22 protein-coding genes are annotated in these 23,664 nt (G+C 63.0%); 8 read left to right on the top strand and 14 right to left on the bottom strand.

Annotated elements, in window-relative coordinates; all coding sequences use genetic code 11:
- Positions 1-8: 8 nt before the first annotated feature.
- The gene (locus AC5I5I_RS14690; RefSeq protein ID WP_495974265.1) at positions 9-1,139 is read right to left on the bottom strand and encodes an LVIVD repeat-containing protein; all 1,131 of its coding nucleotides are present in this window, start codon (positions 1,137-1,139) and stop codon (positions 9-11) included.
- An 86-nt stretch (positions 1,140-1,225) separates the two neighbouring features.
- The gene (locus AC5I5I_RS14685; RefSeq protein ID WP_495974263.1) at positions 1,226-2,380 is read right to left on the bottom strand and encodes a cupin domain-containing protein; all 1,155 of its coding nucleotides are present in this window, start codon (positions 2,378-2,380) and stop codon (positions 1,226-1,228) included.
- Positions 2,381-2,528: 148 nt separating this feature from the next.
- On the opposite strand from AC5I5I_RS14685, the gene AC5I5I_RS14680 reads away from it, so the two are divergent.
- Positions 2,529-3,308, top strand: a complete 780-nt coding sequence (locus tag AC5I5I_RS14680) for a FadR/GntR family transcriptional regulator (RefSeq protein WP_495974261.1) — start codon at positions 2,529-2,531, stop codon at positions 3,306-3,308.
- Here the strand turns inward: AC5I5I_RS14680 and AC5I5I_RS14675 are convergent.
- From AC5I5I_RS14675 to AC5I5I_RS14660, 4 genes are all read right to left on the bottom strand, one after another.
- On the bottom strand, positions 3,247-3,552 hold the full coding sequence (locus AC5I5I_RS14675) for a GIY-YIG nuclease family protein (RefSeq protein WP_495974259.1): 306 nt from the start codon (positions 3,550-3,552) through the stop codon (positions 3,247-3,249). The two genes, AC5I5I_RS14680 and AC5I5I_RS14675, sit on opposite strands and share 62 nt — an antisense overlap.
- A 75-nt stretch (positions 3,553-3,627) precedes the next feature.
- Positions 3,628-4,023 carry a hypothetical protein gene (locus tag AC5I5I_RS14670; RefSeq protein ID WP_495974257.1) on the bottom strand — a complete coding sequence of 132 codons (396 nt, stop codon included), beginning with the start codon at positions 4,021-4,023 and terminating at the stop codon, positions 3,628-3,630.
- A 157-nt stretch (positions 4,024-4,180) separates the two neighbouring features.
- Positions 4,181-5,089 carry a beta-keto acid cleavage family enzyme gene (locus AC5I5I_RS14665; RefSeq protein WP_495765304.1) on the bottom strand — a complete coding sequence of 303 codons (909 nt, stop codon included), beginning with the start codon at positions 5,087-5,089 and terminating at the stop codon, positions 4,181-4,183.
- A 25-nt stretch (positions 5,090-5,114) separates the two neighbouring features.
- Complete coding sequence (locus AC5I5I_RS14660) at positions 5,115-6,674, bottom strand: class I adenylate-forming enzyme family protein (RefSeq protein ID WP_495974255.1); 1,560 nt, start codon at positions 6,672-6,674, stop codon at positions 5,115-5,117.
- A gap of 110 nt (positions 6,675-6,784) precedes the next feature.
- Here AC5I5I_RS14660 and AC5I5I_RS14655 point away from each other — a divergent pair, with 110 nt between their 5' ends.
- On the top strand, positions 6,785-7,927 hold the full coding sequence (locus AC5I5I_RS14655) for an FAD-dependent monooxygenase (protein WP_495974253.1): 1,143 nt from the start codon (positions 6,785-6,787) through the stop codon (positions 7,925-7,927).
- 37 nt (positions 7,928-7,964) lie between these two features.
- Here the strand turns inward: AC5I5I_RS14655 and AC5I5I_RS14650 are convergent, their stop codons facing one another.
- The 5 genes from AC5I5I_RS14650 to AC5I5I_RS14630 all read right to left on the bottom strand — a co-directional run bounded on the left by AC5I5I_RS14650 (position 7,965) and on the right by AC5I5I_RS14630 (position 14,110).
- Complete coding sequence (locus AC5I5I_RS14650) at positions 7,965-9,116, bottom strand: acyl-CoA dehydrogenase family protein (protein ID WP_495974251.1); 1,152 nt, start codon at positions 9,114-9,116, stop codon at positions 7,965-7,967.
- A gap of 131 nt (positions 9,117-9,247) precedes the next feature.
- Positions 9,248-9,970: an ABC transporter ATP-binding protein gene (locus tag AC5I5I_RS14645; protein ID WP_495974249.1), complete on the bottom strand. Its 723-nt coding sequence runs from the start codon at positions 9,968-9,970 to the stop codon at positions 9,248-9,250.
- Positions 9,967-11,766, bottom strand: a complete 1,800-nt coding sequence (locus tag AC5I5I_RS14640; RefSeq protein WP_495974247.1) for a branched-chain amino acid ABC transporter ATP-binding protein/permease — start codon at positions 11,764-11,766, stop codon at positions 9,967-9,969. The genes AC5I5I_RS14645 and AC5I5I_RS14640 overlap by 4 nt, the downstream gene beginning before the upstream one ends.
- 2 nt (positions 11,767-11,768) lie before the next feature.
- Entirely contained in the window at positions 11,769-12,818 is a 1,050-nt protein-coding gene (locus AC5I5I_RS14635; RefSeq protein WP_495974245.1) for a branched-chain amino acid ABC transporter permease, read from the bottom strand.
- Between the two features lie 146 nt (positions 12,819-12,964).
- On the bottom strand, positions 12,965-14,110 hold the full coding sequence (locus AC5I5I_RS14630) for an ABC transporter substrate-binding protein (RefSeq protein WP_495974243.1): 1,146 nt from the start codon (positions 14,108-14,110) through the stop codon (positions 12,965-12,967).
- A 116-nt stretch (positions 14,111-14,226) separates the two neighbouring features.
- Here AC5I5I_RS14630 and AC5I5I_RS14625 point away from each other — a divergent pair, with 116 nt between their 5' ends.
- The 3 genes from AC5I5I_RS14625 to AC5I5I_RS14615 all read left to right on the top strand — a co-directional run bounded on the left by AC5I5I_RS14625 (position 14,227) and on the right by AC5I5I_RS14615 (position 16,801).
- Positions 14,227-15,180 (top strand): 3-hydroxyacyl-CoA dehydrogenase NAD-binding domain-containing protein, encoded by a 954-nt coding sequence (locus AC5I5I_RS14625; RefSeq protein ID WP_495974241.1) that lies wholly within the window; start codon positions 14,227-14,229, stop codon positions 15,178-15,180.
- Positions 15,181-15,197: 17 nt separating this feature from the next.
- The gene (locus AC5I5I_RS14620) at positions 15,198-15,815 is read left to right on the top strand and encodes a TetR/AcrR family transcriptional regulator (RefSeq protein WP_495974239.1); all 618 of its coding nucleotides are present in this window, start codon (positions 15,198-15,200) and stop codon (positions 15,813-15,815) included.
- Positions 15,816-15,979: 164 nt separating this feature from the next.
- The gene (locus AC5I5I_RS14615) at positions 15,980-16,801 is read left to right on the top strand and encodes an N-acetylmuramoyl-L-alanine amidase family protein (RefSeq protein WP_495974237.1); all 822 of its coding nucleotides are present in this window, start codon (positions 15,980-15,982) and stop codon (positions 16,799-16,801) included.
- Positions 16,802-17,129: 328 nt separating this feature from the next.
- Here the strand turns inward: AC5I5I_RS14615 and AC5I5I_RS14610 are convergent, their stop codons facing one another.
- The 3 genes from AC5I5I_RS14610 to AC5I5I_RS14600 all read right to left on the bottom strand — a co-directional run bounded on the left by AC5I5I_RS14610 (position 17,130) and on the right by AC5I5I_RS14600 (position 19,934).
- Positions 17,130-18,347, bottom strand: a complete 1,218-nt coding sequence (locus AC5I5I_RS14610) for a thiolase family protein (protein ID WP_495974235.1) — start codon at positions 18,345-18,347, stop codon at positions 17,130-17,132.
- Positions 18,348-18,359: 12 nt separating this feature from the next.
- Entirely contained in the window at positions 18,360-19,283 is a 924-nt protein-coding gene (locus AC5I5I_RS14605) for an alpha/beta fold hydrolase (RefSeq protein WP_495974233.1), read from the bottom strand.
- An 87-nt stretch (positions 19,284-19,370) separates the two neighbouring features.
- The gene (locus AC5I5I_RS14600) at positions 19,371-19,934 is read right to left on the bottom strand and encodes a VOC family protein (RefSeq protein WP_495974231.1); all 564 of its coding nucleotides are present in this window, start codon (positions 19,932-19,934) and stop codon (positions 19,371-19,373) included.
- Between the two features lie 231 nt (positions 19,935-20,165).
- Between AC5I5I_RS14600 and AC5I5I_RS14595 the strand changes: the two genes are divergently transcribed.
- The 3 genes from AC5I5I_RS14595 (at position 20,166) to AC5I5I_RS14585 (ending at position 23,632) form a co-directional block, all read left to right on the top strand.
- Positions 20,166-20,768: an ANTAR domain-containing response regulator gene (locus AC5I5I_RS14595; protein ID WP_495974229.1), complete on the top strand. Its 603-nt coding sequence runs from the start codon at positions 20,166-20,168 to the stop codon at positions 20,766-20,768.
- Positions 20,765-21,937 carry a CmpA/NrtA family ABC transporter substrate-binding protein gene (locus AC5I5I_RS14590; protein WP_495974227.1) on the top strand — a complete coding sequence of 391 codons (1,173 nt, stop codon included), beginning with the start codon at positions 20,765-20,767 and terminating at the stop codon, positions 21,935-21,937. The genes AC5I5I_RS14595 and AC5I5I_RS14590 overlap by 4 nt, the downstream gene beginning before the upstream one ends.
- 375 nt (positions 21,938-22,312) lie before the next feature.
- Positions 22,313-23,632, top strand: coding sequence for a CmpA/NrtA family ABC transporter substrate-binding protein (locus AC5I5I_RS14585; protein ID WP_495974225.1), 1,320 nt, complete (start codon positions 22,313-22,315; stop codon positions 23,630-23,632).
- Positions 23,633-23,664 lie beyond the last annotated feature (32 nt).

Here is a 23,664-nt window from a genome sequence, read left to right as displayed (position 1 = left end):
GCGGCCTTTTACGAGAATACGCTGGTCTCGATGATGTCGACGCCATTGACGCGATCGACCAGATAAACGAGCCCGCGATCGTCGACCGTCACGTCGTTGGACGACGGACGCTCGGCGCCGGGCGCGGGGTCGGGCATGTAGTAACCGACTTCGCGCGGCGCATAGGGGTCGGCGAAATCCACCAGCCGAAGACCCTGCGCGAACCATGCGAACGGAACGATCGTGCCGAGGAAGCGCTCCGACGGCTGATGGCATCCGGTCATCGGCGGCTGCGGTGCGCCGTCGATGTCGAGCCCGGGCACCTGCCATGTCGCAATCGACACCGGCAGCTGTTCGTTGGTGATGTCGTAGACCCAGGTGAAGCTCGGCGCAGCGGGCCAAAGCTTAGCCACATCCTCGTCTGCGACGATGAGAATATCGCGGCCGCGCAGCTTCTGCGGCATGCGCAGGCAGGTATGGGTCGGATGCGGATAGACCGGCGAGGTATTTACGCCGGAAATCGCTTTCGGCTTCGACATGTCGGAAATGTCGAGAATGAAGAAGCCGTGATGCCAGTAGCTGACATACAGCCGGTCGCCGAAGCGCAGCGGATGGTGACAGCGCGGCGGCACCCAATTGTCCCACGGATATTCCTCGCCGCCCCCGGTCCATTGGCCGGGAATCCACCAGCGTCCGACCTCCTGCGGCTTCGCCGGATCGATAAGATCGAGGATCATCACGATATTGCCGACATAGCCTTCGGCGGTCGGCGAAATATAGGCATAGCGACCGTCGAAATCGAAGCGATGCACGCCACCGCCCTTGGTCAGCCATTTGGTGATGAGCTTCGGCTCGGACGGCTTCGACACGTCATAGATCGCAAGCCCGCCGCCGAATTCCGCAGGGCCCGTCTGGCCGAACTTCTCATGGTTCACGACCATGATCCCGTTCGCCACCCGCACCTTGTGCGAATGCCAGCCCTCCGGGACGTCGATGGTGGCGAGATGCTTTGGATTGGCGGGATCGCGCACATCGACGATGGTCGTACCGGACGTCGGACGCTGATGGCCGACATACATGATGCCGTTTTCGACCCAGACCTGGCCGCCACCGGGACAGTCGATATGCGAAACAAGCGTGGTGTTGGAACGCGACAGCAAAATTCACCTATCTGATCGAACGCAGACAAACGCTGTAAAGCAACGAAACGGCCCCGCCGCAAGGCGGGGCCGCATCAATCCCTCGATCAGACCAGCAACTCGATCGCGTCGTTCTTGTTACGGCCCCATTTCTTGTAGAGGTCGAGCGACTTCAGCACCGGCTCGTCGCTGGCGACGAACAGCAGCACAGGGTCCTTGTCGGATGTGTTGACGTGTTCGCACCACGAACCGCCCGGCACCGCGAGCGTGTCGAACTGCTTCCAATCGAAACGCTGGCCATCCACAATCGAATAGCCCTGCCCTTCGAAGGGCGCGACCAGGAGATTGGCGGTCTGCCGAAGCGGCAACGTCTTCTCGCCCGGGCGCAGCATCTGCGCGAAATACGTCATCGTCTTGAACACCGGCTTGCCGGTGGTCGGATCGACATATTCGACCATCAGCGCCTCGTACGGATCGCCGTCCCAGTCCTTATGCCGGTCGAGCAATTCGCGCATCATGTCCCAGCGATAGACGAACATCGGCGACGAGAAGCCGGCGCCGCGCTTTTCCTTGCTGGCAAAGCGCGGCATCAAACCGCCATAGCCGTAGATGCGTTGCGAGTAATCCGAGGTGAAGCGCTCGCTCTGCTGCTTCAGCGGCACGACCTTGCCGTCGATCACCTCGGAATAATTGTGATCGAAGTGGACGGCATTGAGGGTCTCGACCAGCGGGAAATCGAGCACCGAGAGATTGAGCGCCGTCTCGTCGCCGACGGTGCCGTGATTGTGCCAGGTATCGTTTGGCGTCAGCACCATGTCGCCCGGGCCGAACACGATGTTCTCGCCGTCGACGCCGGTGAAATTGCCCTTGCCCTTGAGGCCGAACCGGATGGCGTTCGGCGAGTGCTTGTGCGGCGGCATGATCTCGTTGGCGTCGTTCAGACGATACGCCGTGTACATGGTCGAAACCGTCGCGCGCTTCGGCGCGAGACCGGGATTCATCAGCACCAGCGAGCGTCGCTCCGAATCGTCCATTTTGATCAATTCGACGGCGCGGTTCAAAATTGGTTCGATGTCTTCCGCACAGCGCCAGAGATAGGGAATGGCCTTTTGCGGCGCCATCAGGACGCGGTCTTCGTCGTTGGCCACATCCTTGGTCTGCGCCCAGTAAGGGAACATGTTTTTGGCTGCGACATCGTCGTAAAGCGCCTTCATCGCGGCATCGCGATTGGGCAGGCGGTGGACGTTTGCGGGTGGGTTCATGGTCATTCTCCGCCGGGTGAAGTCGATCAATCTGGCAAAAAGCTAGCAAAGCTGGTTCGGCCGTCAATCGCGCAAATCGCACCAGTTTGCAGAAATGGTGCGTACTGGTATACGTTTTCCGGACCAATGGATCGGGCGGAGCCTGCAGGTGGACGAACTCTCTCACGGGATGACCATCTCGCCTTCGGTCGCGCGTGACACATCGCCGCGCGCCGAGGCGAAGCTGCATTACCGCGATGCGGCGGAACGTATCCGCGCCATGATCGAGGGTGGCCGGTTGCGCGGACCCGGACGGCTGGGCTCCGGGCGCCTGCCGTCGGAGCGCGAGTTGTCGGAAGAACTTGGCGTCAGCCGTCGCGTGCTGCGGCAGGCGCTCGGATTGCTGGAGGCCGAGGGCCGCATCAGCCGGCAGCATGGCCGCGGCACCTTCGCCACCGATGCGCGGCACGCAACCGAAAGCCTCGTCCATGAAATGTCGCGGCTGACAAACCCGGTCGACACGCTGGAGGCGCGGCTCGCGGTCGAGCCGATGCAGGCACGGCTTGCCGCCCTGCGCGCAACCCGCGGCGACATCGACCGGCTGTTCGAAGCAGCGGATGCGAGCCGCGACGCGAGAGACCCGCTGTCCTATGAAAAGGCGGATGCCGCGTTTCACCGCCGGATTTCAGCCGCCGCACGCAACCCGTTGCTGATCGCGATTTTCGACGCAATGCTGGAAACGGCGCTGGAAGGCGCCTGGCGGCACGGCCGCGAAACCGCGCATTGCATCAACAACCAGGCGGTCTATGCCGCAGATCATCGCAAGATTGCGAACGCGATCGCTGAGCGCAATGCGGCGCAGGCAGAAGCCTCGATGCGCGCGCATCTCATCTCGGTGCAGAAGCGGCTGATCGAGCACGCTTTCCCCGGGATGGTGGCGGCGGAATAGCAAGAGCGCTCAACACGTCTTTCCGGAATTTCCGGTCGCGCTTGAGATGCCACTCGCGGCTCATCGCGTCTTCGCGGGTGTCAAAGCTTTCAGAATATAGCAGCGACCACACGCGGCCGCGCGTCGTCCTCGCGCCCTTCCCCGCGTTGTGCTGCTCCAGCCGGCGCGAGAGATCCAGCGTCCAGCCGACATAGGAGATCGGGCCGCGCGGGGTTGTGGTGCCGAGGATATAAACGAAGGGCATCGGTGCTCTCACTGGCGCCGGATGATGCCATGAGAGTCTGAATGAGTCGCAACTCCAATCAACGCCGATTGCGCGTTAACGAGAGATTGAGTCCTGTCCCGTGGTGGTCGTTGCGCCGTTGTTTCGCCTGTCCTGAATCCGTCCTGCGTCCCGTCTGGTCTCGAGGCAGGTCTGCAATTGAACATAGCTAGGTATGCCGCCGACAGTGGTCGTCTTTATGCAACTGGCGCGGTGATCGGCGGGAAAGCCGGCCCACTTCCCCCTCAGGTCGTCACGCGCCTGGTTCTCCTGATTGACGCACGCTTCGCGCAGCGCCTCGCCGCTCTGATCGCGCAATGCGGCTTCGGGCCTGGTCGCCCCGCGACAGGTCGGGCCGACGTCAAAATCGGGAACGTTTTCAACAGCTTGTGCTGCCCCGACCGTCAATACAACAAGACCTGCAGCTAAAAGGGCGTTTCGGCAATGCGGCATGGCGGTGATCCCTGCGCCTGATGTTGGGACCTGAACGCGCAACGCCGGTTCTGGTTTCCTGCGGCGGTCATATCGGACGGCAGCGGGACGCCTTGCTTTTGTGCATGTTGCAGCCGACCCCTCCCCTGTTGAGGGAGAGGTCCTGCGCGATACTCGTTTATGCCGCGCTCTTCACCTTCAGCTGCGGCAAGCCGATGATCTCACGCGCTTCGGCGGGCGTCGCCGGCTCCAGACCGAATTCGCGGATGATGCGCACGATGCGCTCGACCAGTTCGACATTGTTGGCGAGCCGGCCCTTCGAATAATAAAGATTGTCCTCAAGCCCGACACGCACATGGCCGCCCAGCAGCAGCGACTGGACTGCGGCGTTGAGCTGGGCGATGCCGATCGCGCTGACATTGAAGATTGCACCTTCCGGCATCAGCTCGACCATCTGCTGCAGGATTTTCGGCGTATAGGGCATGGCGCCCTGAAATCCGCGATGCACGTTGAGCACGAAGTTAACGAAATACGGCTTGGTATCGAGCCCGGCATCGAGGCAGGACTGCACGTCCTGCAGAAGATGCGTCGGCGAGAACACTTCCCATTCCGGCTTGATGCCGCGCTTCTGCATTTCCTTTGCGAGAAACATGCAACGGGTCGGCGAGGTGTTCATCAGGATTTCGCGGCCCTCAAAGGTCGCGATGATGGTGGTCGGGTCGAGCGTGCACATCTCGGCGCCTGCCTCCATGCCCTTCAGCCGCTCCTCCCAGATGATTTCCGGATAACCGTTCGGTCCGGTGCGCACCATGTCACCGTTGATGCCACCGCCGGTCGAGTTGTTGATGATGATGTCGCATTTTTCGCGGATCAGGCCGTTGATCTCGCGGTAGATGTCCGGATTGCAGGTGGCCAGATCGTCCGGCCGGCGCGCATGGACCGCAACTAGGCTTGCACCCGCATTGTAGCAGCGGAAGACGTCGTCCGCGATTTCCTTCGGTTGTGTCGGAAGATTCGGGTTCTGCGCCTTCGACGCCATGCCGCCCGTCGGCGCGATGGTGACAATGACCTTGCCAGTCGTGTTCATTCTGCTGTCTCCTTGTGTAGGCGTTTCATTTGATCGCAGCACGGTCGCGATAGCTCTCCCGCAACACCTTGCGCAGCACCTTGCCGGCCGCATTCTTCGGCAGGCTGTCGGTCACGAAGATCTGCTTCGGGCATTTGTAGCCGGCGAGCTTTTGCCTGACGCGCAGCAGCAGCGCATCGGGATCGAGCGCGGCATCGCGCGGCACCACCGCCGCAACCACCTTCTGCACCCAGCGCGCGTCCGGCAGATCGAACACCGCGACTTCGAGAACATCGGCATCCTGCAGCATGATGTCCTCGACCTCGCGCGGATAGACATTCTCGCCACCGGTCACGATCATGTCGCTCTTGCGATCGAGAATGTAGAGGTAACCCTCTTCATCGATGCGGCCGAGATCGCCGGTGCGCAGCCAGCCGTCCTGGATTGTGGCGGCTGTCGCGTCCGGGTTGCGCCAATAACGCGCCATGGTCATCGGGCTGCGCACCATGATCTCGCCGACGGTGTCGTCCTCGGAATTGCCGGGCGGCGCGATCCTCACCTCCACGCTGGCAAGCGGCGGGCCGCAGGAGAGCAGCAGATCGTCCCGCCCGCCGCGGGCCTTGCGATGATCTTCGGGCGTCAGGCGCGTCACCATGCCGCCCTCGGTCGAGCCATAGCCCTGCGCGAAGTCGCAGGCGAACGTGGCGGTCGCACGCTTCAGTGTTTCAGTCGGCATCGATGACGCCGCGTAGTACATGAGGCGCAATTCGGAGAGATCGAACTCGCCGATATTCGGCTGCTCCAGCAGCGCGTGGATCATGGTCGGGACCAGATGCGTGTTGGTGACGCGGTGCTCCGCCATCAACGCGAGCACGCCCTGCGGATCGAATTGCGGCATGATGACCGTTGTGCATCCGGCCGCGAAGCTCGGGAATAAATGGTACCACATGCCGCCGACATGAAAGAACGGCATCGGCGCCAGCGTCACGTCCGCAGCTGTCAGCTGGAGCATGTCCGTGATTGCGCCCGCGCAATTGAGCAGAAGTCCGCGATGCGTAAGCTCCGCCCCCTTCGGAGCGCCGGTCGTGCCGCTGGTGTAGAGCAGACAGGCGGTGGCCTCTGGCGATACCCCGACGCCGGATGGCTGCGGCGAACCTGATGCCACCAGATCCTCGTAGCGTTCGTAACCGTCCGCCGCGTCATCAAGCGCAAGAAAGCAATGCACGAACGGCAGGGCGGCGCGCAGTTCGTCAACCACAGGCAGAAACGAGGGATCGATAATCAGTGCGGCCGGCTCGGCATTCTTTAGCACGATCTGCAATTCGCGCGGCACCAGCCGCCAGTTCAGCGGCAGCGCGATCAGGCCGGCCGCGGATACGCCATAGGCCTCGATATATTCGATGCGGTTGCGCGAGAGGATGCCGACACGGTCGCCATGCTTCAGCCCTCGTGCCAGCAGCGCGTTGCCGAGCCGGGTCGCGCGGTCACAGACCTCTGCGAATGAGCGCGAGCGGCCGTCGGGCATGATAAAGGCCGGCTTGTCGCCGTGCAGCGCTACGTTGCGCCGGTACACATCGCCGATAACGTTCAATGCGGGGTCCGTCACCGCGCCTCCCGGTTCGGCGCGGGTTTCACCCCGCGTCCATACCGCCTAGTATGGACTTTTACCCCGTCATTTGTCAATTTGGACGGGCGTTCAAAATCCGGAGTTTAGACATGCGGATCGTGATCCTGGGTGCGGGCCCCGCGGGGCTCTATCTGTCGCTGCTGCTGAAGCGCAGCGGCCTCGACCTATCGCTCCAGGTGGTCGAGCAAAACGCGCCGGATTCCACCTTCGGTTTCGGCGTCGTCTTTTCCGAGGATGCGCTCGAATTTCTCAAGCAGGACGATCCGGCGATCTTTAACGCGATCACGCCGGAACTCGAGCGCTGGAGCGGTATTGCGATCTACCACCGCGGCGAGCGCGTCATGCTGGACGGGATCGGCTTCACCGCGATCGGGCGGCTGCATCTCCTGCAGCTTTTGCAGAAGCAGGTGCGCGACGAGGGAATCGCCGTTACCTTCAATCATCCGGTCACGGATCTTGCCGAATTCGCCGATGCCGACATCATCGTGGGTGCGGACGGCGTCACCTCGCTGGTGCGCCGCTCCGACGAAGCGGCCTTCGGCGCCAGCCTGTCCTATCTCACCAATCGATTTGCCTGGTTCGGCACCAGCAAGGTGTTCGGCACCCTGAGCCAGACCTTCATCGAGACTCCGCACGGGCCCGTCAACGCCCATCACTATCGCTATTCGCCGACCATGAGTACGTTCCTGGTTGAATGCGGAGAGCAGACTTTTTTTGATTCCGGTTTCGACAAAATGACCGAGGACGAGACCCGCATCGCGCTGGAACGCATCTTCGCAAAGACGCTCGACGGCCATCCGCTGATTTCCAACCGTTCGATCTGGCGGCAATTTCCCATCGTCCACAACGAACGCTGGTCCGCCGGCAACAAGGTGATCCTGGGCGACGCGCTGCATACCGCGCATTTTTCAATCGGCTCGGGCACGCGGCTCGCGATCGAGGACGCCATCGCCCTGGCCCGCGCCATCAAGGCCAATCCACGCGACGTCAAGGCGGCGCTGTCAGCTTACGAAGCGCAGCGCAAGCCGATCCTCGACAAGCTGGTCAAGGCGGCCAATGCCAGCGCGCAATGGTACGAGAATTTCGGGACCCACATGGCGCTGCCGCCCTACGACTTCGCCATGTCGTATCTGTCGCGCACCGGTCGTATGGATATCGAGCGAATCCGCAAGGTCGCGCCGAAGTTTGTTGCGGAATGGGAGCGGCACCACACTCTTCCCACCTCTCCCTGAAAGGGAGAGGTAAAGTCCGAGCAGCCCCGGCAACTGACTATTGCGGCTTCAGCCCCATGCCGCCGGCGATCATGTTGCGCATGATCTGAGAGGTGCCGGCCACCACCGTCGCGATGCGTGAATCGCGGTAGTGCCGCTGCATCGGATATTCCATGCTGTAGCCGTTGCCGCCGTAGATCTGCATGCCGAGATTGGCCACTCGCACATAGACCTCGGACGCGAACAGCTTCGCCATGTTGATCTCGTTCATGGCGTTCTTGCCGGCATCGACCATCCAGGCCGCGCGATACATCAGCGAGCGCGCCGCCTCGACCTCGGTCTGCATGTCGGCCAGCATATGCGCAATCGACTGGAAGTTGCCGATCGGCCGGCCGAATTGCTTGCGCTCCTTCGCGTAGGCCAGCGCGAGATCGACCGCGCCCTGCGCCGACCCAACATCGCAGGCCGCGACTGTGATCCGCTCGGTCTGCAGACCCGACAGCAGGCAATCCCAGCCCTTGTTGACACCGCCGATGAGCTGATCCTCCGGCACCCGGACGTTATCCAGCGTGACCTCATAGGTACCCATGCAATAGCGCCCGAGCATGTCGAGCTTCTTCATCGAAACGCCGGGCCGGTTGTTGTCGACCAGGAACAGCGACATGCCCTGGCGGTAATGCGCATCCATGTCGGTGCGCGCATACAGGCAGATCACATTGTCTTTCGCGCCCGCGCCCGACTGCCAGACCTTGTGGCCGTTCAGCACCCAGTCGCTGCCGTCCTTTCGCGCGACGGTGCGGATGGCGCCGACATCGGAGCCAGCGTCCGGCTCTGAAATCCCGATCGAGAACTTGATCCGGCCGTCGATCTGCGCCGGAATCCATTTCTTCTTCTGTTCGTCGGAGCCCTTGCGCGCCACCGTCATCCCGCAAAACAAGCCGCCGGCATAGGCCATAACGAGGTCGGCACTGGTCTTGCCGATTTCTTCGGACACCAGTGCGAGATCGAGCACGCTGCCGCCCGCCCCGCCCAGGTCTTCCGGGTATGGCAGCCCCAGCAGACCGGCCTCGATCCAGGCATCGAACAATTCATGTGGATAGGCCTTCTCGCGATCGAGACGCGCGACATAGTCCGGTGTCGCGACACGCTCCATCAGCTTGCGTACGCTGTCGCGGAGAAGGATCTGTTCTTCGGTGAATGAGAAGTCCACGGTGTTACTCCTGTTATTGTTCTTCGTAGCTCTCCCCTCCGTTCATTCCCGCAAAATCGGGGATCCAGTCCTTGGCTCTGGGTCCCCGCTCCCGCGGGGACGAACGGATAGATTTGCAAATGCGAAACTTTTTAACCCGCGCTCTTGCCCAGATAGGTCGCCATCACCTTCGGATCGCGCATCAGATCGGAGGCCTTGCCCTGATGCACGAGTTCGCCCGATTCCAGCACGTAACCGTAATCCGCGGTCTCCAGTGCGGCGCGCGCGTTCTGCTCGACCAGAAGCATGGTGACGCCCTCCTTGCCGAGCCGCGCGATGATGCGGAAAATCTCGCGCACGATCAGCGGCGCCAGACCGAGGCTCGGCTCGTCGAGCATCAACAATTTCGGCCGGCCCATCAGCGCGCGGCCGAGCGCCAGCATCTGACGCTCACCGCCGGACAGCGTGCCGGCGAGCTGCTGACGCCGTTCGCGCAGCCGCGGAAACAGGTCGTAGACCCGCTCTGTGTCTTCCTTCACCTGCGCGGTCTTGCGACGGTGCACATAGGCGCCGAGCAAGAGATTGTCCGCGACCACCATGTCGGTGAACAATTCGCGCGTTTCCGGCACCAGTACGATACCGCGCTCCACCCGCGCTTCGACTTCGGCCTGGCCGATATCGGCGCCGTTATAGGTCATCGTCCCGACCGACGGCAATTGCCCGATCAGCGCCTTGAGCAGCGTGGTCTTGCCGGCACCATTCGGCCCGATGATGGTCGCGATCTGCCCCTCTTCCACGGCGAAGCTCACGTCCTTCACAGCGGTGAGCTTGCCGTAAGACACCGACAGACCTTTCGCCTCGAGCATCGTGGTCATTCGACGCTCCCGAGATAGGCTTCCTGCACCGCTTGATTGGACTGGATCTCGGCCGGCACGCCCTCGGCGAGCTTCTTGCCGAAGTCGAGCACAACCACGCGGTCGGCCAGGCTCATGACGAAATCCATATCGTGTTCGACCAGCAGGATCGTCATGCCGTCGGCCCGCAGCGTACGCAGCAATTCGGCCAGAGCCTGCTTTTCAAGGCTGCGCAAACCGGCGGCCGGTTCGTCCAGCATGATGAGCAGCGGACCGGCCGCCAGCGCGCGCGCCACTTCCAGGACGCGCTGCTGCCCGAGCGCCAGATTGCCCGCCAATTCGTAGGCCTTGTCGGCAAGCCCGACGCGAGCGAGTTCGTGCATCGCCTCCCGGTAAACCGAGGCCTCCTCAGCCCGGTCGAGCCGAAGTGCGCCCGCGAGGAAGCCTGCATGGGTGCGGCGATAGCTGCCGAGCATCACGTTTTCGAGCAGCGTCATGGTCGGCCGCAGCTTCACGTGCTGGAACGTGCGCGCCATGCCGAGCGATACGACTTCGTGCGGCTTGATCCCGGCAAGCTTTTGACCGGCAAAGATCACGCTGCCCGAGGTCGCCGGCAACGCACCGGTGATCAGGTTGAAGGTTGTGCTCTTGCCGGCGCCATTCGGTCCGATCAGTGCGGTGATCGTGCCGGGCTTTACCTCGAACGACACGTTGTCGACCGCCACCAGGCCGCCGAATCGTTTGGTCAGGCCATCGATCTTCAACAAGGCCGCGGCGCGTTCGGGTGGCGCCTTCTTCGGCAGCTCCGCCGCGGACGCAAGCCCGGCCGGCGCCGCCTGCACCGGCTGCGGCAGATACTGACGGATCAGCGGCACCATACCGCTGCGCGATTTGTGCAGCAGCAGAATGAACAGACAACCGAATACGACGACTTCGAACACCGCACTGTTGGTGGTCGGGATGTTCGGGAACGTCCCCTCGATCCACTGCGGGATCCCCTGCAGCCAGTTCTTCAGCAGTGCGACCGAGGCCGCGCCGACCACCGCGCCCGCAATCGTGCCGGCGCCACCGAGCACCGCCATCAGCAGATATTCGATGCCGGCATTCAGTCCGAACGGCGCCGGACTGACGAAGCGCGTCATGTGCGCATACAACCACCCCGCAATGCCGGCGAGGGCCGCGGCAAGGATGAACACCCAGAGCCGCACCCAGAACACATCGATACCGAGACTTTCCGACATGCCCTTGCCGCCGCGCAGGGCGCGAATGGCGCGGCCCTGCCGCGATTTCAGCAGGTTCGAGGCGCCCAGCAAGGCCGCGCCGCAGAAGATCCAGATGATGTAGTAAAGTTTCTCCGGCTCGTCGAAGCTGTAACCGAACAGTGAAATCGGCGGGATGTCGCCGATGCCGCCATGCGAGCCGAGAAACTGGAAATTGCCGAAGCTGTAGTAGATCGCCATGCCCCAGGCGATGGTGGTCAACGGCAGGTAATGTCCGCCGAGATGCAGCGTAATATAGCCGAGGATGAGCGCGACGACCGACGTCAGCACAATCCCTGCCAGCAATCCGATCCACGGCGACAGCCCGGCCGTGGTCGAAAGGTAAGCCGTGGCATAGGCGCCGAGCCCCACAAACGCGGCCTGACCGAACGAGGTGATGCCGCCGCAGCCGGTGAGCAGAACAAGCCCCAGTGTGATCAGGGTGTAGATGCCGATGTAATTCATCAGCGTGACGATGAAGCCATGCTGAAACAGCGGCAGCGCTGCAACAGCGACGGCGAGCAGAACGAGCAATGCGATGCGAAGCGACGACGGCATCGCTATTCTTCCTCGTGCTCGTCGGCGTCATGCGCCGAAACATAGAACCAGCGCCACAGCACGATCGGGATGATGGCGGCGAACACGATCGCGTCTTTCAGCGCGCTGTAATAGAACGAACCGAAAGACTCCACGAGGCCGATCAGGATCGCGCCGACGGCCGCGAGCGGATAGCTGACGAAGCCGCCGACCACCGAACCGATGAAGCCCTTCAAGCCGACGATCAGGCCGGTGTCGTAGTAGATCGTGGTGGTTGGCGAGATCAGGATGCCGGCAACGCCCGCGATCCCGGCGGCGAGCAGAAACGACATCGCGCCCGCGCGCGTGGTCCAGATGCCGACCAGCCTTGCGCCCTCGCGGTTGACGGCCACCGCGCGCAACGCCTTTCCCGGGATGGTGAACCTGAAAAAGCCAAACAGAATGGCCGAGAAGATCGCCGCCGCGCTGACGATCATAATCAGTTGCTGCGGAACCGGATAGCGGCCGATCATGACATCGCCGGTCACGAAGGCCTGTGTCCGGAAACCTTCCGGACCGAAATAGAGAAGCGCCAGGCCGGTGATCGCGAAATGCAGCGCCACCGCGACCATCAGCAGCACCAGCACCGGCGCGGTCGCGATCGGCTGAAACACCACGCGATACAGCAACGGCCCGAGCGGGAGGACCAGCGCGATGGTCAGCGCCATGGCGACCGGCAACGACAGGTTCTGTGCGCCGACCGCGAAACAGACCGCCACCGGGATTGCCGGGACAATGACCCAGGTCAGGAATGCCTTTGGAATGAGCGACAGCCGCTTTCGCTGGATCAGCGAGCCGGCTTCCACCAGAAACGCAAGCCCCGCCAGCGTGAGCACCAGCCAGACCGTGCCCGGCATGCGTCCTAGTTCGAACGAGCCCAACGTCAGCGCGGAATAGGCGACGAGATCGCCATAGGAGACGAAGATCACGCGCGTCACATTGAAGATCAGCACAATGCCGAGCGCCATCAGCACGTAGATCGCGCCGGTGCCGATCGCATCCTGCACCAGAAGGACGAAAATCTCGAACGTCATGATCCCGCCCGCGCGCGACTGTCTCTTTGGAAGTCGTTCACGCGTTCCTTGAAGACGCGTTTTGCGCCTGCCCCTCGAACGCCGTTACATAACCGGACAATCATCCGGCCGGGGCGTACCCGGCCGGATGATTGCTTATTCGCTTATCAGTTCGGCAGATATTTCCACTGCCCATCCTTGACCTGGACGAGAATGACGGAGCGATCGTCCACACCGTAGGACGAGCCTTCAGGGAACATGTAGACACCGTTGGTGCCGACAAGCTCCTTGACGTTGCGGACTTCGTCACGCACCGCCTGGCGGAATTCCGGCGTGCCAGGCTTCGCCTTCTTGAGCGCGCGCGCAATCGCGTCCTGCAGCGTGAGCACGCCGTCATAAGAGAACGCGGCAAACGAGTTCCAGCTGCCCTTGCCGTTGACGTCCTCGTACTTCTTGATGAAGTCCTGGGACACCTTCTTGATCGGGTTGGAATCCGGCAACTGGTCGGCGCCGCCAATCGGACCGGTCACGCCGATGACGTTCTCGACCGACTTGCCGCCGACGCGCAGATAGTCCTGGTTGAACACGCCCGGCGTTGCATAGACCGGACCCTTGAAGCCGCGTTCGGCCAGAGCGATATGCGGCAGCGCGCCGGGCGTGCCCGACCCACCGACCATCACCGCATCGGGCCTTGCCGCAATGATCTTCAGAACTTGCCCGGTCACGCTGGTGTCGGCGCGCGCATAGCGCTCGTTGGTGACGACATTGATTCCGGCTTTCTCGGCCGCATCCTTCAATCCGTTATAGGCGATGTCGCCCCAGGGATCGCTGAAGCCGATATAGGCGACGGTCTTGACGCCACGCTTCTGCATGTCCTTGACCAGCGCCGCGGCCCAGAGATTGGCCGGCTGCGGCATCGCGATCATCCACTTGTTATTGTCCGCCGGAAAAGCCGCGGGCGCGAGCGAAACCTGTTGAACGCCGGCTTTCGACGTGACGTTGCCCATGGCTTGTGACGCTGGTGTGTTGGACCCGCCGATCAGGATGTCGACGTTGTCGTCGGCGATCAGCTTCTGCGCATTCTTGACGGCGGTCGACGGATCGGACGCGTCGTCGAGGAAGATCAGTTGCACTTTCTCGCCGCCGATTTCTTTCGGCATCAGTTCGACGCCCTTGCGATAGGGAATGCCGAGCGATGCATTCGGACCGGTGAGTGCCAGCACGACACCGATCTTGATGTCGGCCTGCGCTGGGGTCGCAAGCGCAACGAAGGCTACGGCACACGCCGAAGCCAGCAGTTTCTTGATTGACATGATGTCCTCCCTGGCTCAATACGTACAAGTATGGATGGCGGGTTCTGCGGTGTCAATTCGCAAACCCCGTTTGCCCCGCGACAGACTGCGCCCTTTACGGAACGAGGTGAAGTCCGATGTTGCCGCAGGAACAGCCAAAACGGATCGGCCTTGTCGGCACCGGATCGGTCGGATCGGGTTGGGCGGCGATTTACATCGCACGCGGGTATGAGGTGGTCGCCTGCGATCCGGCCCCCGATGCGGACGACCGCTTGCGCGCCTTCATCGCCGACACCTGGGACACGCTGCAACGCATCGGTTTTGCAACCGCAGATCGCGTGCCGGAGAACAAACTCTCGTTTGCGGCCGGCGCCGGCGCGGTCGCGGCCTTGTCCGATTTCGTGCAGGAAAACGCACCGGAAGACCTGACCCTCAAGCAGAATATCTATGCCGAGATCGAGGAGGCAGCACCTGCGACGCTGGTGATCGGATCGAGCACCGGCGGCATTCCGCCGACTGCGTTGCAGGCGAAGATGCGCCACCCGGAGCGCCTGATCGTGTGCCATCCGTTCAATCCGCCGCATCTGGTGCCGCTGATCGAAATCATCGGCGGCGAGAAGACCGCGCCCGAAGTCGTCGACTGGGCGCTGCGGTTCTTCACAGCACTCGGCAAGAAGCCGATCCGAGTCGACAAGGAAGTCACAGCCTTCCTCACCAACCGGCTGCAATTCGCACTCCTGCGCGAAGCCATCCATTGCGTCGCCGAAGGCATCGCGAGCCCGCAGGCGATCGAGGATGCGATGCGCTACGGGCTCGGACCGCGCTGGGCGGTGATGGGCCCGCTGACGACATTGACGCTCGCCGGCGGCGAGGGCGGCATGCCGCATGTGCTGAAGATGGCGCCCGAACTGCAGAAATGGATGGATGCTTGCGGCACACCGCGGGTGACCTCCCCCGAGGTGCAAGCCAAACTCATCGCCGCGGCGGAGGCGATCACCGCGGGACGCACCCTGCCCGACATCATCGCCTGGCGGAACGAACGGCTGGTCGACCTCCTGCGCGCAGTCGGTCCTGCGACAGAGAAGGCCTGACGAAAGCACCGGCATCGATGGCACGATCGGCAACCAAATCACAGAAGCCCGCTGCCGAGCCGCCGCTCGGCCGCAAGGACTGGATTGCCGCCTCGATCACCATGCTGGCGGAAGACAATGTCGAGGCGCTGCGGGTGGACACGCTCGCCGAAAAGCTCGGCGTCACCAAGGGCAGCTTTTACTGGCACTTCAAGGGGCGCGACGATCTCCTGTCCGCTGTGCTCGATGAGTGGCAATTGCGCATGACCAGCGAGATCCAGTCGCTGATCCTCGACCGGTCCGGAACGCCGTGGGAGCGCCTCGAGCGGCTGCTGCGTATCGCGATTTCCGGACGGCCGGACGTGCCCGGCGGACCGTTCGAGATCACGCTGCGCGACTGGGCGCGCCGCGATCCGAAAGTCGCGAAGGTGGTTCGTGCCGTCGATCAAAGCCGGACCGCGTTTGCCGCGCAATTGTATCGCGAGGCCGGCCTGAGCGAAGCCGATGCGCAGGATTATGCGGAAGCGCATATGGCCGTGGTCATCGGCATCCGGATGACCCTCGTGGACAGCGAGGACCGGGACGAGATCAAGCGCCGCCGCCGCATCGGCGCCGCGCTGCTGCTGCCGCGCGAGCGGGTCGCAAAACAGCCATAGTCCGCCGGCCCCGGCTTCAGCCGCAGCCGGGGATGCTAGCCCGTCTCCGGGACGACAACCCGACCATATTAAAGACACAAGCGGCGGCTTCTGCTTGCTTGGCCCGCTGCAGCCAACCTAGATTTGGGCATTCCGCAACAGGTCCGATTCGCTTGACGCGTTCGATGCACCGACGCCCGATCATAGCCGCCGCGATTGTCGCGGCGCTGTCGCTGTGCGGCATCGCGCCGATCGCAGCGCCGGCCTTTTCGCAGGCGGCCAATCCGCGTGCTCCGCAATGCGATCCGGCTAGTTTCCGGGTCATCGTCGATGTCGGCCATACGCCGGAAAGTCCTGGCGCGATTTCAGCTCGTGGCGTCGAGGAATATACGTTCAACCTCGCGCTGGCGAAGGTGATCGACGGGAAGTTGCGCGACGCGGGCTTCAACCGCGCCCATCTCCTGCTTGCCAATGGCGAGGCGATCCCGAGCCTGATCCGCCGCGTGGCACAAGCCAACGCGATGTCGGCCGACCTGCTGGTGTCGATCCACCACGATTCCGTCCCCGCCGCATTCAAATCGATGTGGGATTTCGGCGGCGTGCAGCGCGAATACAGCGACCGCTTCAAGGGCCATTCGATCTTCGTATCGAGCGATAACGCCGACTATCAGGGCAGCCTCGCTTTCGCGAAAATTCTGGGCGGTCGGCTGAAGGCGCGCGGTTTCGAATATACGCCGCACTACAAGGAAGCGTTCATGGGCTCGCGGCGCCGGCAATTGCTCGATGCCGACAGCGGCGTGTACCGCTACGACCAGCTCCTGATCCTGCGCACCGCGCGCATGCCGAGCGTGCTGCTCGAGGCCGGCTCAATCGTCAACCGCGACGAGGAAGTGCTGATGGGCTCCGAACAGCACCAGTTGCAGATCGCCGGCGCCGTCACCGAAGCGGTCGAACGCTTCTGCGCGACCAGGCCCGCGAAAACCCATCGCGCCAGCACGCAACGCTGATCGTGGCGCAGCCGCAGTCTGCATTCAAAAAGCATACGGGCTTACGGCTTCCGCGGCTCCAAAGAAGCTTAACGGCCCGTTAACCAAGGTGGATCAGGCTCGATGCGCCACGGGATGACGGCCATGAGCCTATCGGACCAAGCCAAAGCAACGGCGCCCCATAACGCCACGATATGGCGGCAGATCAAGGCGCAGCGTTCAAGGGTGCAAACCGAACCGGAATGGCTGCCGGCGGGTCCGCGCCGCAACCGGCGGAGATTATGCAGCCTGCTGATCGCAGAGTTGTTGCGCGATCAGTTGTTGGCGAACCGTCCCGGCCTGCCGCGTCCTACCCGCGCCGGTCCGTAACCGACAGCACCACCGCCATCGCCGTATCGCCGGCGGCGCAGCCATGAAACAGCCCGGTCCCGCCGCCACGCATCGCCAGTTCTTCAATCAGTTCGATGATGAGTCGCAGTCCGGTCGGTCCCTGCGGATGGCCGAACACCAGTGAGCAACCGAAATTGTTCATTCTCGCCGGATCGACGCCGGTCTCGCGCGCGAACACGATATCGTTAACAACAAAGGGATTGTGCGACTTGAAGGCGTCGATCCTGTCGATGGACATCCCGGCCGCATCCAGCGCCCGCCTGGCGGCCTTTACCGGCGCCGCCGGCATGTAGGCGTGACGCTCGCGCGACTGCCCGAAGCCGAGGATGCGGATCTCGATGCCCGGCTCCGACGTGAAATCGGACAGGCGATCCTTCGCCACCACGATCATCCCGGCGTTGCCGTCAGCCGGATGGGTCTGCGCACCGAAGGTGACGGTGCCGCCCTCGCGCACCGGTTTCAGCTTGCTCAAACCATCGAGCGTGGTGTCGTGGATGCCCTCGTCGCCGTCGAGCGTGGCGACATCCTTCCTGAACCGCTGATCCGGCACCGCGAAGGGCAAGGTCATGAAGCGCCGCAGGAAGGCTTTGTCGTCCTTCAACGCGTCGCGGTACTGGTCGTAACGCAACGCTGCGAGTTCATGCTGCTCCTGCGTCGAAATCTGCCAGTCGCGGGCGCAATTTTCCGCGGTGTCGACCATGGCGAAATGTCCGGTCGGCTCATCGTTGAAATTGTCGAGCATCCAGTTCTCGACAATCGGCGCGCCGCTCGGGCCCTTCGGATTGGGATGGATGACAACCGGCGAGTTGGAGGTGCGGTCGCAGGTCACCACCAGCGAGGCGGTCGCGTCACCACCGGCGATTTCCGCGGCCGCGGCCGACAGCGCCCGCGCGGAGGTGGCGCAGGCCTGCGATACCGTGGGTCCTGCGACAAACGGTGCGCCCATCATCGTCATCACCCAGGGCGCGCCCCAGAAGCTCTTTTCCTGCGGCACCGTGAGACCGAGTACGGCGTGATCGAGCGTCTCCAGTGCCCATTGTTTTTGCTTCGCAACCTTTGCGCCGGTCGCAGCCGCAAGCTTCAGGCTGTTCAGATCGGACAGCGCGCCCTGCCATCGGGTGAACGGGGTCGACCAGTAAGCACCGTAGGGAATACGAAGGTCGGAGAGTGCGGTCATGCGTGCGCTCGCTTATTCAGAATCAAGTCCATGCATCCGGATGAATTCGACCAGCCGGTCGCGGCAGGCTTCCGGCTCCTCGAATTGCAGGAAATGCGTCGTACCCGGAATCATCGCGACATCGACGCCATGTTCGTCATGCGCCGCCTTGGCCACCGCCGCGGACGGGCTCGCGTAAGGCGAATCCGGATCGCCCGCAATGATCCGCAACGGCACGCCGATCTCGCGCATGCGGTGGAACAGCGTCGGGTCTTTCTTGTGGCCGAAGACATAAGACTCGAATGCGGGCGGGCAGCATAGCGTCCACCGCCCGTCCGGCATGCGGCGCGAGGTCGCCTGCGCCAGAAGACCGGCCTGTCCAGGCCGCCAGAGGGCAAAAGCCGGCCGGTCGTATTGCGCGGCCAGTTCCTCCTGCGTGTCGAAGATCGCCTGCCGGCGCGCGGCGCGCGAGGACAGCCGCGCCGAGTCGGGCCCCTGCGTCGCCATCAGCGGATGATCGGCCGGCGGCGACATCGGCGGATCGAACACACAGACCGCATCCCAGCGGCCGCGATTGCGCCATGCATGTTCGAGCGTCGCCATCGACGACAGCGAATGCATCGCCGCAACCGTTCTGGCCGGACCGAAATGCGTGCGGATGCCCTGGAATACCTCTTCGATATCGGAGAAGAAATTCTCCCAGACATGCCCCTCCTGGGTATGCAGCGGGTTCTCGCCGTGATTGCGCATGTCGAAGGCGACGAGATCGTAGCGTTCGGCCAGCGGCAGCCAAAACGGCGCATAGGCGTTGATCGCAAGCCCGTTGCCATGGCCGAGCACGATGCGGGTGGCGCCGGGCCGCCCGTAGCGGCGCAGCCGGATGATCGCGCCATCCTTCATGGTGAGGTCGGCGCGCGCCGATGGCGGCGGTAACGTGAAAGGCTGATGGAGGTTCATGCGTGGAGGCTTGTCGTCGCTCCGGGCGGCACGGTCAAGCGCCGCCGCCGCTCGGCGAACCGTCGCTTGTGCGCCAGAGGAGCGCCGTCAGGCCGCCGGCGCCTTCGCCCGCTCCGCCTTTTCCTTGGTCCAGGCGTCGAGTTCGCGGTGCGCGCTGGCCTTGAACTCCGCCGCTTCCTTGTCGGACAGGTTCTCGGTCGTCAGTTCGAGCCGGATGCCGTTCGGATCGAAGAAATAGATCGAGTGGATGAAGCCGTGATCGGTGATGCCGATGACGTCGACGCCGGCTGCTTCCAGCCGCTTCTTGGCGTCGACCACTTCCTCGATCGAATCCATGCGCAGCGCCAGATGATTGACCCAGGGCGGCGTGTTGGGTGACGGCACCGCAGCCTCGTTGTCGCCGAGATCGAAGAAGGCGATGTAGGAACCGTCCTTCATCTCGAAGAACACATGGACATAGGGACAATATTCGCCAGTCGAGGGAACGTGGTCGGCCTTGATGACATGGGCGAGCGGGAGCCCGAGCAGATCCTCGTAGAAATGCCGGGTCTCTTCCGCGTCCCGACAGCGCCAGGCGAAATGGTGCAGGCCGTGGATGGGGGCGACGGAACCTGAAACGGCGATTGAGGCGGCAGACGAAGCGGCGGACATTGGCGTTCTCCCGTATTGGCATCGGTCGGGGTCGGCTGGAACCGGGATGGCCCCGTTCCTGCATTGCCCCGGACATGCGCCGGATTTGTCACGAGAATACTAGATCGGCCGGGGGTCAAAAGGCCAGACGCTCTGCCGCTTCGCATGGCAGGTCTTGCCCATTCGCGTGGCATTGCGATGTCCGGCGATCTTTCTAGGAAACCCGGCCCAACGCCCGGCTGCAGACCCGGAATGACTGCTTCCCCGGGCGTGGACCTGTTGCTGAAGATCGTCATCGTGGACGAAAGCCCGGTGCGCTCTGCAATCCTCGAAGAGGGCCTGCGCGAGGCCGGGTTTACCGACGTGATCCGCATCGCCGAGATGCAGAATCTGCTCGCCCGCATTTACAAGATCGACCCCGACGTCATCCTGATCGACCTGGAAAATCCGAGCCGCGACGTGCTGGAGCAGATGTTCCAGGTCAGCCGCATCGTGAAGCGTCCCATTGCGATGTTCGTCGACCAGAGCGACACCGCCTCGATCCAGGCCTCGGTCGATGCCGGTGTCGCCTCCTACATCGTCGACGGGCTGAAGAAAGAGCGCATCAAGTACATCCTCGATACCTGCATCTCGCGCTTCAACGCCTTCGCCAGGCTGCAGGAAGAGCTCGACCGAACCAAAAGCGCGCTGGAGGAGCGCAAGGTCATCGACCGCGCCAAGGGAATATTGATGTCGGCCAAAAAGCTGACGGAAGACGAGGCCTATGCGTTGTTGCGGAGTACCGCGATGAAGGAAAACAAGAAGATCGCCGATATCGCGCAATCGGTGATCACCGCCGCGGAGATGTTCAAATGACCGGCGGCAAACGCATCCGCATCGGCTTTATCCCGCTGGCCGACGCAACCGCGCTGATCGTCGCCGTCGACAAGGGCTTCACCGCCGAGGAAGGCGTGGATGTCGAACTGGTGCGCGAGGTGTCATGGTCGAATGTCCGCGACAAGCTCAATATCGGGCTGTTCGATGCGGCGCACCTGCTGGCGCCGGTGGCGATCGCCTCGAGCCTCGGCTTGGGTCACGTCAAGGTGCCGATCATCACCGCCTTCGGCCTCGGGCTGAACGGAAACGCAATCACGGTATCCCCTGCCCTCCATGCCGCGCTGAAGGACGCCGCCGACGGCGACCTCACCGATCCGATGGTGTCGTCGCGCGCGCTCGCCCGCGTCGTGATGGACCGGCGCGCCCGCGGCGAGGAGCCGTTGACCTTCGGCATGACCTTCCCCTACTCCACGCATAATTATCACCTGCGGTTCTGGATGGCGGCCGGCGGCGTCGACCCCGATCAGGATGTGCGGCTGATCGTGCTGCCGCCGCCCTATATGGTGGAGAGTCTCGCCAACAAGCATGTCGATGCCTTCTGTGTCGGCGCGCCGTGGAATTCGGTCGCGGTCGATCTCGGGATCGGGCACATCCTGCATTTCGTGTCGGAGATCTTTCAGCGAGCCGCCGAAAAGGTGCTGGCGGTACGCGCGCGCTGGGCCGACGACAATCCGGATGTGTTCCGCCGGCTGGTGCGGGCGCATGGCCGCGCGGCCGACTTCGTCGAAAATCCGGACAACCGAGACGAGGTCGCCGCCATCCTGTCCGCTCCGGATCGCATCGCCGTGGCGCCGGAGGTCATCCGCCGCACGCTAGACGGCCGGCTGAAAGTGTCGCCCGACGGTACCTTCCGATCGAGCGGCCGCTATCTCCTGGTCGGACGCGACGGCGCCGCGCGTCCCGATCCGGTGCAGGCCGCTTGGCTCTACGCGCAAATGGTACGCTGGGGCCAGGCCCTGATGTCCGCGGAGAATTTGGCGGAGGCCAAGGCGACGTTCCGGCCGGACCTTTATGACGAAATCCTCGGGCCGCAGCCGCCGCTCCCGGCCTCCGAACCCGCAGACCGCGTCGGCGCTTTCACCGGTCCGGCCTTCGATCCGGACAACATCGCGGCGCATCTCGACGGCTGGAAAATCCGGCGCCGATAAGCCCTTCTCATCCGCTTATCGAGCGGCGGTCAGCTGCGCTGCGTTGCACAATCGCGCGTCAGATGAGACCCCTGATGCGGCAATCTTCAGCTTTTCGCGCCGACAGGCGATTCGCGGGATTTTCGATAAGTCTCTGACTTAATTCTGGAATCGTTCCGAACCGAAGTTGGCACGAAGCTTGTAAAGAAGAGTGCGAAAGGCACCCGTGTCGTCGGGTGCCAAATCCGATCCAACGACGGATCGACCAGGCGAAGCCGCCATCCCAAGGAGCCAGCCCCGCGAGGGGAACGGGCGCCTGCCGGATGAGCGGCTTTTTTGTTTTGGCGACCCATTGGACCCCGCCGGGCCCATCAGAGACTGACAGAGGGATAGTCGATGTCGAAAGAACGAGGGAATGAGTTTAAAGGCCGGATCAGCCGCCGCACGCTTCTGAAGGGCACGGCCGGCACTGCGGCTTTGCTTGGCGCGGTGAAGACCCAGTTCCCGTTCGGCCTCCCGATCGCGCACGCGTCCGGCCCCGAAGTGAAGAAAGCGATCCTCGGTTACATCGCGCTGATGGACGCCTCTCCGCTGGTGATAGCCAAGGAGAAAGGCATCTTCGCCAAATACGGCATGCCCGACGTCGAAGTGTCCAAGCAGGCCTCCTGGGGCGCCACCCGCGACAACATGGTGCTCGGCTCCGAGAAAAACGGCATCGACGGCGCGCATATCCTGACGCCGATGCCCTACCTGATCTCGACCGGAAAGGTGACGCAGAACAACGTGCCGACACCGATGTATCTGCTGGCTCGCCTCAATCTCGATGCACAGGCGATTTCCGTTTCCAACGAGTACAAGGACCTCAAGGTCACCACGGACGCCTCGCCGCTCAAGACTGCCTTCGAGAAGAAGAAAGCCTCCGGCAAGGAAGTAAAGGTCGCAATGACCTTCCCGGGCGGCACCCACGATCTTTGGATTCGCTATTGGCTCGCCGCCGGCGGCATCGATCCCGACAAGGATATCTCGACCATCGTCGTTCCGCCGCCGCAGATGGTGGCCAACATGAAGGTCGGCAACATGGACGCGTTCTGCGTCGGCGAGCCGTGGAACGAGCAGCTCGTCAACCAGAATATCGGCTTCACCGCCTGCTCGACCGGAGAACTCTGGGCCAAGCATCCTGAGAAAGCGCTCGGCATGCGCGCCGCATGGGTCGACAAATATCCGAACGCTGCGAAAGCGCTGCTGATGGCGGTGATGGAGGCCCAGCAATGGTGCGACAAGCCGGAGAACCGGCAGGAAATGTCGACCATCGTCGGCAAGCGCCAGTGGTTCAACGTGCCGGTCGCCGACATCATCGGCCGCGCCAATGGCGACATCAACTACGGCAACGGCCGCGTCGAGAAGGGCACCAAGCAGTTCATGAAGTTCTGGCAGGACCACGCGTCCTACCCGTTCAAGAGCCATGACGCCTGGTTCGTTACCGAGGACATCCGCTGGGGCAAGTTCGAGCCGTCGACCGACATCAGCGGCCTCGTCAACAAGGTGAACCGCGAAGACCTGTGGCGCGAAGCCGCCAAGCAACTCTCGGTCGCGGCCGCCGATATCCCGGCATCGCCCTCACGCGGCAAGGAGACCTTCTTTGACGGCAAGGTCTTCGATCCCGCCGACCCGCAGGCCTACCTGAAGTCGCTCTCCATCAAGCGCGTCGAAGTGTAGTCGCGCCAATGATCGCGTACGGCGCCGCGCAA

Source organism: Pseudorhodoplanes sp. (genome assembly GCF_059499825.1).
Note: the sequence above shows the minus strand (reverse complement) of the source record. Positions and strands in the feature narration are given on the sequence as shown.